The organism is Croceivirga sp. JEA036, assembly GCF_011882165.1.
GTDB lineage: Bacteria > Bacteroidota > Bacteroidia > Flavobacteriales > Flavobacteriaceae > Croceivirga.
Map to the genome: position 1 here is coordinate 155,562 of NZ_JAATON010000004.1, position 13,172 is coordinate 168,733.

Annotated in this window: 12 protein-coding genes; 10 read left to right on the top strand and 2 right to left on the bottom strand. The window is 36.9% G+C overall.

Annotated elements, in window-relative coordinates:
- Positions 1-3: 3 nt before the first annotated feature.
- From HCO57_RS11975 to HCO57_RS11990, 4 genes are all read left to right on the top strand, one after another.
- The gene (locus HCO57_RS11975; protein ID WP_167989211.1) at positions 4-531 is read left to right on the top strand and encodes a DUF2059 domain-containing protein; all 528 of its coding nucleotides are present in this window, start codon (positions 4-6) and stop codon (positions 529-531) included.
- On the top strand, positions 531-1,019 hold the full coding sequence (locus tag HCO57_RS11980; RefSeq protein WP_167989212.1) for a YkgJ family cysteine cluster protein: 489 nt from the start codon (positions 531-533) through the stop codon (positions 1,017-1,019). Before HCO57_RS11975 ends, HCO57_RS11980 begins: the two co-directional genes overlap by 1 nt.
- 74 nt (positions 1,020-1,093) lie before the next feature.
- The gene (locus HCO57_RS11985) at positions 1,094-1,921 is read left to right on the top strand and encodes a sterol desaturase family protein (RefSeq protein WP_167989213.1); all 828 of its coding nucleotides are present in this window, start codon (positions 1,094-1,096) and stop codon (positions 1,919-1,921) included.
- Positions 1,922-1,986: 65 nt separating this feature from the next.
- On the top strand, positions 1,987-3,258 hold the full coding sequence (locus HCO57_RS11990; protein WP_167989214.1) for an ectonucleotide pyrophosphatase/phosphodiesterase: 1,272 nt from the start codon (positions 1,987-1,989) through the stop codon (positions 3,256-3,258).
- Here the strand turns inward: HCO57_RS11990 and HCO57_RS11995 are convergent.
- On the bottom strand, positions 3,255-4,484 hold the full coding sequence (locus HCO57_RS11995) for an exo-beta-N-acetylmuramidase NamZ domain-containing protein (protein WP_167989215.1): 1,230 nt from the start codon (positions 4,482-4,484) through the stop codon (positions 3,255-3,257). The two genes, HCO57_RS11990 and HCO57_RS11995, sit on opposite strands and share 4 nt — an antisense overlap.
- 3 nt (positions 4,485-4,487) lie before the next feature.
- On the opposite strand from HCO57_RS11995, the gene HCO57_RS12000 reads away from it, so the two are divergent.
- The 4 genes from HCO57_RS12000 (at position 4,488) to HCO57_RS12015 (ending at position 8,490) form a co-directional block, all read left to right on the top strand.
- On the top strand, positions 4,488-5,729 hold the full coding sequence (locus HCO57_RS12000) for an ABC transporter permease (protein ID WP_167989216.1): 1,242 nt from the start codon (positions 4,488-4,490) through the stop codon (positions 5,727-5,729).
- A gap of 38 nt (positions 5,730-5,767) precedes the next feature.
- Positions 5,768-6,349, top strand: coding sequence for a Crp/Fnr family transcriptional regulator (locus HCO57_RS12005; protein ID WP_167989217.1), 582 nt, complete (start codon positions 5,768-5,770; stop codon positions 6,347-6,349).
- Between the two features lie 63 nt (positions 6,350-6,412).
- The gene (locus HCO57_RS12010; RefSeq protein ID WP_167989218.1) at positions 6,413-7,711 is read left to right on the top strand and encodes a M20/M25/M40 family metallo-hydrolase; all 1,299 of its coding nucleotides are present in this window, start codon (positions 6,413-6,415) and stop codon (positions 7,709-7,711) included.
- 2 nt (positions 7,712-7,713) lie between these two features.
- A complete protein-coding gene (locus tag HCO57_RS12015; protein WP_136951168.1) occupies positions 7,714-8,490 on the top strand; it encodes an aldose 1-epimerase in 777 nt (258 codons plus the stop codon).
- Here the strand turns inward: HCO57_RS12015 and HCO57_RS12020 are convergent.
- On the bottom strand, positions 8,487-9,962 hold the full coding sequence (locus HCO57_RS12020; protein WP_167989219.1) for a helix-turn-helix domain-containing protein: 1,476 nt from the start codon (positions 9,960-9,962) through the stop codon (positions 8,487-8,489). The two genes, HCO57_RS12015 and HCO57_RS12020, sit on opposite strands and share 4 nt — an antisense overlap.
- A gap of 128 nt (positions 9,963-10,090) precedes the next feature.
- Here HCO57_RS12020 and aceB point away from each other — a divergent pair, with 128 nt between their 5' ends.
- Positions 10,091-11,692 (top strand): malate synthase A, encoded by a 1,602-nt coding sequence (aceB, locus tag HCO57_RS12025; RefSeq protein ID WP_167989220.1) that lies wholly within the window; start codon positions 10,091-10,093, stop codon positions 11,690-11,692.
- A gap of 67 nt (positions 11,693-11,759) precedes the next feature.
- Positions 11,760-13,040 carry an isocitrate lyase gene (gene aceA, locus HCO57_RS12030; protein ID WP_209066156.1) on the top strand — a complete coding sequence of 427 codons (1,281 nt, stop codon included), beginning with the start codon at positions 11,760-11,762 and terminating at the stop codon, positions 13,038-13,040.
- Positions 13,041-13,172: the final 132 nt, after the last annotated feature.

Sequence of the window (13,172 nt, forward strand, 5' to 3'; positions counted from 1 at the left end):
GCTATGAAAAAGTTCAAAGTTACCGTAATCCTTTTTGTTATGGCGTGTATGCCAGCATTAATTAGGGCCCAAGAAAATAAAGTTGTAACGCAAGTTGGCACCTACCTAGAAGCCAATGGCACTATGCGGCAATATGCAGATGCGTACCAACAACTTTTGATTTTGATGGAAAAGCAATACCCTAAAACGGAAGCTAACAAAAATGGCTGGACTTTTTTAGAACGAAACGAACCAAAAGCGTTGATGGAAATTAAAGATTTGTTAGCGCCCATTTACATTCAGCATTTTACGGAAGAAGAGCTGAATCAGATGTTTAGTTTTTACACTTCTGATACAGGCAAACAGCTCGTAGCAAATAAAGAAGAATTGACAGAAGACCAACGCAACACGGTACAAGACTTCTTTTATTCACCTGTTGGTCAAAAACTAAACGAAAAAAAAGCAGCGCTAACTAAGGAAATTGCCGCGGTGTCTGAATATTGGAGTAAGGATTTGTACCAAACTGCGGTGCTGCTCTTGCAAGGAGAATAATGGAACATATTTTACAAGAATTACCACAGAAAGCACGCGAAAAACATAACGAGAATAAAAAATTCTTTGCCAAGCTTAAAAAAAAGCCGCCTAAGGATTTAGATTATGTTATGGCAGATTTACATCAAAAGGAGTTTGAACGTACAGATTGTTTAACGTGCGCTAATTGCTGTAAAACTACTGGTCCTTTATTTACAAATGCAGATGTAGAACGGATAGCCAAATCTTTTAGGCAAAAGCCTTCTGTGTTTATTGAAAATTATCTGCGTATAGATGAAGATGATGACTATGTATTACAACAGCTACCTTGCCCTTTTTTAGGGGCAGATAATTTTTGTTCTATCTATGATGTCCGTCCTAAAGCCTGTAGGGAGTTTCCGCATACGGACCGCAAAAAATTTCATCAAATTAGTAATCTTACCCTTAAAAACGTAGCTATTTGCCCAGCGGCTTATAACATTGTAGAAGCCATGAAGGCTAAATTGTAGCCATGTTAATTAAGAGTAATCTCTGTAAATTTATTTTTTTGGTATCTTGTTAAAGAACACCAATCTAAACTGCCATGGAAAGTGTTATTACCTATTTTGAAAACATACCCTCCTTACACCGTACCTTAATTTTGGTAGGTGGTATTACGTTTTTTTGGATTCTAGAAGGGATTTTGCCACTGTTTACCGTTGGTTACAAAAAATGGAGGCATGCATTGCCCAACTTATTTTTTACGTTAACTACTATAGTCGTCAATTTTCCCTTAGCTTTCTTGCTATTGAAAACCTCTAGATGGACCATTGAACACAAGTTTGGAATTATAAATTGGTTACCAGAAATGCCACTCTGGCTATATGTAGTTTTAGGGGTATTGCTGTTAGATTTAATAGGTGCGTATACGGCTCATCTAGTGGAACACAAGGTTAAACCCTTGTGGATGGTGCATTTAGTGCATCACTCAGACCATCATGTAGATACTACCACCGCCAATAGGCATCATCCGTTAGAGAGTTTTATACGTTATATTTTTACGCTAATAGGTGTGTTTCTTGTAGGTGCTCCTGTAGGCATTATAATGCTATATCAAAGTTTGTCTGTGGTGTCTTCTCAATTTAATCATGCTAATATCTCCTTACCCAAACGGGCGGATGAATTACTAAGTTATATTCTGGTATCCCCAGACATGCACAAGGTGCATCATCATTATGTGTTGCCTTACACCGATTCTAATTATGGTAATATATTTTCTATTTGGGACCGTATTTTTGGTACTTACATGGAACTAGACAGAGAAAAGATTGTATATGGTGTGGATACTTTTCCAAATGAAAAAGAGAATAGCAGCATTAAAGGGCTCTTAAAACAACCATTTCATAAATACCGCAAACCAACAACTGGTTAAACCCTATTCTTAACCCAAAGATTACATTGTTTTTTGTAGTTTCACTGGCTTAAATTAAGTTGGTAATGAAGTGGATTTTATTCGTTTATGGTGCACTAGCGATACATTTTTTAGGAATAGCACAAAACCAAACGTATGATGAGGTTTTGGCCAAAGAAATAATTGCCAATAGTATAGAAAATACCAGCAGCGCTCAAGAGAAACCTTACGTAATTATGGTTTCTTTAGATGGCTTTAGGTATGATTATGCAGAAAAGCACGGTGCCAGTAATATTCTAAAAATGGCACAGCAAGGATCAAGTGTACAGCGTTTATTGCCATCCTTTCCGTCCAAAACATTTCCAAACCATTATACGTTAGCCACAGGATTATATCCGCAGCATCATGGTATTGTAGCCAATTCTTTTATTGATACAAAAACCAAAAAAAGATATAGTATTGGTAATAGAAATGCTGTGGAAGATGGTAGTTGGTACGGTGGATTGCCGCTTTGGAATTTAGCACAGTTGCAAGGCATGGTTGCGGCTTCTTTCTTTTGGGTTGGTAGTGAGGCTAATGTAAATGGTTTGCATCCTAAATACTATTACCAGTACGATAAAAAATTACCTTACGATTTACGGGTAAAACGTGTGTTAGATTGGTTAAAATTACCAGAAAGTCAACGCCCGCATATGATAACACTCTATTTTTCTTTGGTAGATACCCAAGGGCATAGATTTGGTCCTAATGGTAAAGAAACAAAAGAGGCAGTACAATATGTAGATGAGCAAATAGGAGCTTTAAGAGAAGGGATAGCTGCATCTGGTTTGCCAGTATATTTAATTGTAACCTCTGACCACGGTATGGCGGAAATTAAGAATCTTATCAATGTAAAAGATTATATAGACGTGCCTAAAGACCAATTTTTTGGTGGTCCCGTGGGGATGATTTATACTAAATCAGAAGAAGAAAAACAGCGGTATCTAACTAAGTTAAATGCACAAAAAGGTTTTCTTACCTATACAAGAGAAGCGGTTCCAGATTACCTCAATTTTAATAAAAACAGTAGAATTGGGGATTTAGTCCTAATTGCGGAACCTCCTTATACGTTTACACATACAGAAAGTAATAAAAGAGAATTTGATAGGATTGAAGGTACGCACGGGTTCGACCCCTTCGTAATAAAAGAAATGGGTGGTATTTTGTATGTAGAAGGTCCACGAATCAAAAAGAATACAACTCTAGCTCCTGTAGAGAATATCCATATTTATCCCCTAGTCGCAGAATTATTAGGATTAAAGATGCTAATGCCTGTGGATGGTAAATTAGAAGTCTTAAAACCTATGTTGATAGACTAAGGATACAACAAATAATTCGCCCTTATTTTTTTAAAATCCGCTATTTGTGGTTGCCAACTTGCCTGTATTGCAGTAGCGGAAAGTCCATCCATTAATTGTTTTTGTAATTTTTTAGTGCCTGCATGCTTGGTAAATGAGTTGGTTAAAAAAAACTTTTCTTTAGCAAGGCAATGGTTGTAAGCTGCTACCAGATATTCCATACTAACCTTATTCAATCTTGGAGTATTAGATAAATCCATGCCATAACATTTTTTACCCTTTTCCTTAGGAAATTTTGACCCAAAATTGGGTTGTGGTGTATATGAAAAATGTAACTGCGTACTATCTAAAAAAGAGGCTCCAAACCGTTGAAACTGATGTTCCGTGCCTCTACCTGCGTTTATGTTTGTGCCCTCAAACAATCCTAAAGAAGGATATAACTGTATGGCTTGGTCGTTAGGTAAGTTTGGAGAAGGACGTATAGGTAAGGAATATGCTGTGGTATGTGTGTAGTTTTTTAAAGGGATAACGGTAAGTTTCGCCTTAATTCCTTTGGCTAACCATCCTTTCTCATTAATCATGTTGGCATATTCTCCAATAGTCATTCCATATACCAAGGGTATTTCTGTCATCCCTAAAAAGCTAGTGTGTTCTGCTTCCATGGTAGGGCCATCTATGTAATGGGCATTAGGGTTAGGTCTATCTAATACCACAACAGGAATATCAGCTTCTGCACAAGCTTCTAAAACTAATTGCAAAGTGGCAATGTAGGTGTAAAAGCGTACTCCAACATCTTGTATATCAAACAAAACAACATCTATATCTTGCAGTTGGGTTGGGCTAGGTTTTTTGTTTTTTCCGTATAATGATATTAAAGAGAGACCTGTTTTGGTATCCTTACCGTCCTTAACTACCTCGCCTGCATCTATATTTCCCCTAAAACCATGTTCAGGGGCAAATACTTTTTGTAGTTGAATTTTATGCGCTAAAAGAGAATCGACCAAATGGGTGTAGCTACCATCTTTCTTAAAAATTACAGAAGTTGGGTTTGCCACTAAGGCTACTTTTTTGTCTTTCAAAAGAGGTAAATAAGCTTCTGTTTGGTTGGCAGCTAAAACCAAACTGGTATCTTTTACTGTTTTTATAGGTGTTATTGTTATATCCTCCGTTTTTTTTGCTTGTCCGCATGCCATCAGCATACAACTAAACCATAAAACTGTACATTTGAATTGAAATAAAAATGGCATTCGTTGAATTTAGAGTTATTTATTGCCAAACGTCTAATTACAGGCAAGGGAGATAAAAGTAGTATTTCTGCTCCAATCATTAAAATTGCAATTGCGGCAATTGCAATTGGGGTGGTGATGATGTTGATTGCCCTTGCTAGTGGCGCGGGATTAAAAGAAAAGATTAGGGAAAAGATAGCGGCTTTTAATGGGCATATTCAGATTTATAACTATGATAACAATCGTTCTGATGTTTCTGTAGAAGCCCTATCCTTACAACAAGATTTTTATCCTGAATTTACCTCGGTAGAAGGTGTAAATCACGTACAAGCTGTTGCGGTTAAGGCAGGCATAATCCGTACAGAAAAAACCTTTGAAGGTATTTTAGCTAAAGGTGTTGGCGCAGATTTTAAATGGGATTCTTTTAATGAATTCTTAGTGGAAGGCAAATTACCAAATTTCTCTGGAGAACTAAACCAAGAAGCATTACTTTCTAAAGTACTTGCTCAAAAATTAGAATTAAAGGTAGGAGATACATTTCTTGCTATTTTTCTTAAAGAAGGAGACCCATCTAGACCACCAAATAACCGCAGATTTACCGTTAAAGGTATATATGAAAGTGGTTTTGAGGAATTAGACGCCTCTTACATTTTAGTTGATTTAAGGCATATACAACGTATGAATCGTTGGAATGAAAACCAGATTGGACATTTTGAAGTTTTTTTAGATGATTTTGATAAGCTGGAGCAAAAAACAGGAGAGATTTACGATAAAACCCTGTCCACTTTAGATACACAAAATATTAAAAACAAGTATTTCAAAATTTTTGAATGGTTACCACTGTTTGATTTTAATATTGCTCTTATTATAGGTATCATGATTATAGTGGGGGGCATTAATATGATAACGGCTTTGTTGGTCCTTATTTTGGAGCGCACGCCCATGATTGGGGTATTAAAGGCTTTGGGTTCTAGCAACTGGAGCATTCGTAAAATGTTTTTAATCAATGCAGCATACCTAATATTTTTAGGTTTATTCTGGGGAAATTTACTGGGCTTAGGTCTAATTTACCTTCAAAATAGATTTCAGTTTTTAAAATTCCCGAATCCAGAAGAATACTACGTTACATATATTCCAGTATCTATAGATGTGCCTACCATTATTATTTTAAATGTAGGAGTAATGGTACTTTGTTTACTTATGTTACTTATTCCGTCTTACGCTATCTCCAAAATAGCGCCTGTTAAAGCCATTAAGTTTGAGTAGGTTTGGAGTTGCACTAAACTTAGTATCTTGCTTTTTAAATGGGACACTACCTTTTAGAACAACATTTTAAAAATTCGGTTCAACTTACAGAAGAAGAATCAACAGCTATCTGCGATGCTTTTACACTAAAAAAATATCAGAAAAAAGAATTTGTTTTTACCCAGGGCAGTATTGTTAATCAGGAGTTCTTTGTAGTTTCTGGTTGTTTCAGAGTTTTTACCTTAGATAAAAAAGGGAATGAGAGTACACTCTATTTTGCTGTACAAAATTGGTGGTTAATGGATATTGATAGTTTTATGAACAATACACCATCTAATCTTAATGTGCAAGCGCTAGAAGTTAGTGAAGTCCTTTTCATTTCAAAAACGGATAAATTAGCGTTGTATGAGGCATACCCGGTAGTAGAGAAATTATTTAGGGTGATGTTTCAAAAAGCTATTGTAGCGTGGCAACGCAGGTTGATACGAAATCATTGTGAAACCGCACGGGAACGCTATGGATACTTTATAACTACGTATCCAGAAATAGCGGCTAAACTTACAGATAAGCAAATTGCTAGCTACCTTGGTATTACGCACGAATTTTTAAGTCGATTTAAAAAAGAGAATAGTTTAGAGTAGTAAAAGTAACTTTTATGTGCTAACAGGATATAGCTTAACTTTAAGGAACTAACACAATACAACATGAAAACCAATACACTTATAACCATGTTAGTACTTTTAGGGTGCTACATGCTAAAAGCGCAACAATTAACCAAAACAGAGAAAAAGCTAGTAAAGACGGTTGCAAAAAATAATTCAGAGGCATTACAATTTTTAGAAGAGGTAGTAAATATTAATAGCGGTACGTTAAACTTAAAAGGCGTGCAAAAGGTAGGTAAAATTTTTAAGGAAGCTTTTGATGCTATCAGTTTTAAAACGGAATGGATAGCTATGCCAGATGAAATGAATAGAGCAGGGCATTTGTTTGCAGAAACTAGCGGAAAAAAGGGCAAAAAAGTATTGCTTATAGGGCATTTAGATACGGTTTTTGAAGAAGACAGTCCTTTCCAAACTTTTACCATGGTAAATGATTCTATAGCCCATGCTCCAGGTGGTAACGATATGAAGGGTGGTAATGTTATCGTATTGTATGCCTTAAAAGCGTTACAAGAAAATGGCTTATTAGAAGATGCACAGGTAATTGTTGCTTTTACTGGGGACGAAGAAAGTACAGGTAGTCCTTTATCGGTTAGCCGCAAAGATTTAGTTGATGCAGCAAAGCGTAGCGATGTTGCTTTGGGGTTCGAAACTTCTACAGGGTTTAATTATGCTACTGTGGCAAGGAGAGGTTCATCTGGATGGGCAGTAGAAGTTACGGGTAAACGTGCCCATTCTTCGGGAATATTTAATGAAAGTGTTGGTGCTGGGGCCATTTTTGAAATGTCTAGAATATTGCATCAGTTTTATACAGAAGTAAAAGGAGAAGATTTATTAACCTTTAATCCTGGTGTGCTCTTAGGAGGTACTTTTTTAAATTATGACACAAAAACAGGGAAAGGAGATGCGTTTGGTAAAACAAATGTGGTTGCGCAATCTGCAGTAGTACGTGGTGGATTACGTTTTATTTCTGAAGAGCAGAAAGAAAGAGCAAGAGATAAAATGCGGGCCATTATCAAAGAAAATTTATCCCAAACCACGGCAGAGATTACGTTTAAAGACAGTTACCCAGCCATGCAGCACACAGCAGGTAATCAACAATTATTAGCAACTCTTAATCAAGTTAGTTTGGATTTAGGTCAAGGAGAAGTAGTTGCTTATGACCCAGGCAAGCGTGGAGCAGCAGATGTCTCTTTTGTGGCAAGTTATGTAGATTGTTTAGACGGTTTAGGAACTATGGGTACAGGGGCACACACCCCAGAAGAAACCGTAAATCTTAATACCTTTGAAGCATTGACTAAAAGAACGGCAGTTTTAATTTATAGACTCATCAATCAATACTAAAAATGACAACATTAACATTAGGAACACAGTCTGTACAGATAGATAAAGGAGAATTAGTAAGCTATAAAGTTTCTGAGCACGAATTTATGCATCAAAAAGGAAGTCCAGGTTGGGGCTCCACAGATACAGAAATGTTCCCCATTATAGGTCCTGTGAATGAAGCTAGATTTATGGTTCAGGTAAATAAAGGGCAAGCCATACAGGACCAACATGGTTTATTGCGTCAGTTTCCGTATCAGCTACAAGAGGCAAACGCTACAAAAGCTGTTTTTGTCAAAGAATATAAGGCAATGACGCCGATAGAAAATAGTAAATATCCAGAAAAAAGCAATCGCAAATTTTTGGTTTGGCCTTATGATTTTAAGTTTACAAAAACCATAGAACTTACAGAAGAAGGAGTCTTGATTAGCTTTTTAGTAGAAGGTGATAAAGATATGCCTTACATGCTAGGGTATCATCCTGCATTTAATATACATACTACAGACCCAAGAATAATAGCAGGGGATACCACAATTACTTTAGATGAGGTTTTAGCAGTAGGCAGTAGAGCTCTGGAAGTGCCAAACTGCAGTAGTATTACGCTCAAAGACGCTAAGGAGCTTACAATTACTACTACGGGTTTTGGAAATTTTATGTGTTGGACAGAGGTGCGTAACATGGTGTGTATAGAACCCATAAGTTTTTACCCATACGCTGTGCCACAATCACAATTGCATGAGGGGTTTGAGCACTTGCATGCTCCAGTGAATTTTTCGGTTAAATTAACACCTAGTAGTTAACTAAATTTTTGTTGCAATTGCCGCACTACCTGTGCAGTTTCTTGGTGTTTTGCACGGTTTTGTAAGTAAATAGGGGCCGCAGCTCGCTCAGCACAGTCAGCAATAGAACAGCGCTCGCAGGTGACCCCAACATTCATTTGTTTAATTGCAGGGTCTTTTAAAAATTTAGCTTTCTTGCTTAATGTATCGGTAATTTGCAATCCAATACTTACACTACGGTATTGACTTTCTTTAAAGGGGTCTTTGGTGGCAGAAGCCAAAATAAGATAGGACAATTGGTCATCTGGGTAATGAGACACTTGTAAATCCATAATATGTTCCTCGTTCTGGTTGGCAATGTCTTTTAAAACCCGTATAGAAGCCCATCTGCGGCAGTATTTTTCATTCGTCTGGTTACCGTGAGGAGAATGCTGATGGGTAAGATGCAATTCCTTAGTAATATCATAACGCGTGCTACCCTTGGTATGAGAAAATCGTAGAAAAAATAAGTTCTCTAATTGGTAATCGTGAGGCAGCAAATTGGTTAATCGTTGGTATAAAGATTCTGGAGACGCATTGTAATTACTACGTATTTCAGATAAAAAAGATTTGTCAAACGCTGTTTTAGCTAGCATTTGGTCAATCTGTTGCTTCAGTAAATTTCTAGGGATTAGTAATGCGCCCGCAAAATAAGAAGCGTAAAAGTTGTTCAGTACTTGATCAAAATGGTCAAAATTTATCCAACTAAAAGTATAGAGGCGTTCTGTTATTTTTAAGTAATTATAGCCAAGTTCTTTAGCATAGATAAATGTACGTTGTGGTTCATCTATATGGCTAGCGATTAAAAGAGTTTTGGTTTTTGGTACAAAGACGGAACGCAAAGAATCTAACTCTTTATGTTTATTTAAATCGTCATTATTTATAGTGTAGCCGTATTCCTCTACCAATATTTCTTCTAGTTCATTAGAAGAAACACTCTTGCCTAAATCTACATGGTACGCTTTGGCAAAATCTACAACAGCCTGTTCTAATTCTGGAAAGTAATTATTATTCGCTTCTTGAAAAGAGCGTAAAGAGGCTAAGTAAAAGCTCTCTTTGCCAAAGTTGTATTGTTTAGCAATTTCTATGATGGTGCTGATAAAAGCATTGACCTTTGTAGGGGCATTAGCAACTATTTCTATTAAGTCGCGCTCCTTTACGCCAAATAAGTCGAGCGGAATTTCTTTTAAAATTTTAGATTGAAATAGCTGACCAACCGGTGCTAGATTCTTATCTAATTTAAGAGAAACCAAACTATCATAGGGTATTTCTAGTTTTTCTGCTAATAGAATAATTTTATCCGTTTTCGGATATTTTTTTCCCTTTTCAATCTCGTTTAAGTATGATTTAGAAAGTCCTGTAAGCTTTGCTAAGCCAAACAAAGACAAGTCTTTCTTAAGTCGAAGCTGCTTCAACTTAAGTCCAAAAATCAGTTTTATATACTCTTCTTCCATTATTCTTGATCAAAAGTACAATTTTTTGCGAATTATTTAAAAATAGCGAAAAATATAAAAATAGCGAACGTTCGCTTGTTTTGTTTCAAAGTTTGATCTATTCTTGTTGCAACAAAAACAAAGAAGTCATGGAAGAAAGTATGATGACCACTTCGGAAATTCAGTTCGCGGATAACGTTAAAAACTATTATCCAGAATTGTTGACAGATGGTGCCTTGGATTTTTTGATTGCGTTAAATAGCAAATTCAACAAGGCCAGATTGCAATTGTTGCAAGAGCGCGTCAAGGCGCAGGCAAAATTAGATGCGGGCGAGTTTCCTACGTTTCCGGTAGAGACAGAGCAAACAAGAAATATGGAGTGGCAAGTGCCGCACATACCAAAAGATTTGCAAGATAGGCGAGTAGAAATTACTGGTCCTGTAGATAGAAAGATGGTCATTAATGCCCTCAATTCTGGGGCAACCACATTCATGGCAGATTTTGAAGACAGCAATGCGCCAACTTGGTACAACTGCATGTTAGGACAGCAGAATTTATTAGAAGCTAACTTAGGTACTATTAAGTTTTATGATAGCAAGAAAGGTAAGCAGTATGAGCTTAATGAAAATCCGGCGACCTTATTGGTTAGGCCAAGAGGACTACACTTAGATGAAAGTCATTTGTTAGTTAATGGTGAGGAAGCTTCTGCTAGTTTAATAGATTTTGGCTTATATGTTTTTCATAACGCGCGTGTGCTGTTAGAAAAAGGCAGTGCACCCTATTTTTACCTGCCAAAATTGGAGCATTATTTAGAAGCAAGATGGTGGGATGAGGTTTTTACCTATGCAGAAAACTATTTAAAAGTGCCTAGAGGTACCTTCAAAGCAACTGTTTTAATAGAAACAATTACAGCTAGTTTTCAATTAGATGAAATTATCTATGAGCTTAAAAACCATATTGTGGGACTAAACTGTGGCCGTTGGGATTACATATTTTCATACATCAAGAAATTTAGAAATCACCCTCAATTTATTTTGCCCAATAGAGACCAAGTAACTATGACGGTGCCCTTTATGGATGCCTATTCTAAACGGGTAATTCAACGTTGCCATAAAAGAGGAATTTTAGCTATCGGTGGTATGGCGGCACAAATTCCAATTAAAAATAATCCGTCTGCGAATGAAAAAGCAATGGAAAAGGTACGTGCAGATAAAGAAAGAGAGGTTAAGAATGGTCATGATGGTACTTGGGTGGCTCACCCAGCTTTAGTGCCAATTGCACTAGAGGTATTCAATAAACACATGCCTAGTAATAACCAAATGCATGTAATGAGAGCGGGCGAGCAAATCACAGAACAAGATTTAATTGCCATTCCTAAAGGTACCATTACAGAAGAAGGTATTAGAAAAAATATCAATGTTGGCGTACTTTATATAGAATCCTGGTTGCGTGGGCAGGGCTGTGTAGCCTTATACAATTTAATGGAAGACGCCGCTACGGCAGAAATTTCTAGAACTCAGATTTGGCAGTGGTTAAAGTATAATGTTAGGCTAGATGATGGTCGTAGCTTTAAAAAGGAATTATACGAAACCATTTTTAAGGAGGAAAAAGAAAAAATTAAGCATTTGGTAGGCGAAGCCAATATGCATAGCACACAATTTAATAAAGCCTTTGAGCTGTTTGATGAATTGGTGACCAATAGAGAATTTCAAGAATTCTTAACGCTAAAAGCGTATACAGAAATTATTTAAACAAAAAAAATCCCAAGCGTGGGCGAACACATCTTGGGATAGATATCAATTTCGAAAATCTAAAATTATGGAAAAAAAAGAAAAGATCCAACAATTGGTAACAGATTGGACGGTTAATCCAAGATGGAAAGGAGTAGAAAGGCCTTATACTGCAGAGGAGGTAATTAATCTAAGAGGTTCTTATGATATTGATTATTCTGTGGCAAGGTTGGGTGCAGAGAAATTGTGGACAAAATTAAATACCCAAGATTGGGTGGCTGGTTTAGGAGCGTTAACGGGTAACCAAGCAATACAAGAGGTAGAAGCAGGTTTAGAAGCTATTTATTTAAGCGGATGGCAAGTAGCAGCAGATGCTAACCTTGCGGGAGAAATGTACCCAGACCAATCTCTTTACCCCGCTAATAGTGTGCCGATGGTGGTTAAGCGTATAAATAATGCACTATTACGTGCAGACCAAATACAGACGGTAAATGGGGTAGCAGATAAAAAAGATTATCTAGTGCCTATAGTTGCAGATGCAGAAGCAGGATTCGGAGGCAATTTAAATGCGTTTGAGTTGATGAAGGGAATGATTGAAAATGGAGCGTCTGGTGTACATTTTGAAGACCAATTAAGTTCTGCTAAAAAATGCGGACACCTTGGCGGTAAGGTATTGGTGCCTACTCAAGAGGCGGTGAATAAGCTTATTGCAGCAAGATTGGCAGCAGATGTTATGAATGTGCCTACCATTATTATTGCTCGTACAGATGCCGATGCCGCAAATTTACTAACGAGTGATATTGATGACAGAGATAAGAAGTTTGTAACAGGAGAACGTTCTCCAGAAGGTTTCTTTTATGTAAAAAATGGCTTGGAGCAAGGCATAGATAGAGGATTGAGTTATGCACCTTATGCAGATTTAATTTGGTTAGAAACCTCTACCCCAAACTTAGAAGAGGCTAGAAAATTTGCAGAAGCCATCCATGCTAAGTTTCCTGGAAAAATGTTGGCATACAACTGTTCTCCATCATTTAACTGGGCCTCTAAATTAAGTGTTCCAGAAATGGAAACTTTTAGAGAGGAATTAGCTGCTTTGGGGTATAGATTCCAATTTATTACCCTTGCTGGTTTCCATGCCTTAAATACCAGTATGTTTGAGTTGTCCAAGGCGTACAAAGAAAGAGGTATGGCAGGGTACTCAGAACTCCAAGAAAGAGAATTCTTATTGCAAAAGCATGGCTTTAGAGCTGTAAAACACCAAGCTTTTGTTGGCACCACTTATTTTGATGCGGTGCAGAATACGGTAACCTCCGGTAAGGCTTCTACGGTAGCCATGGAGGGGAGCACGGAGACGGCTCAGTTTATGTAGGTTGTTGTATTTATTGCGAAAAGCCCCAAGTTTTGGGGCTTTTTTTGCTTAATCCCTAATATGTTAAATAAAACTAAAAAAATTTAACATTTTATGCAAAGTAATGTGTATATTCAAATATGAAAATAGACG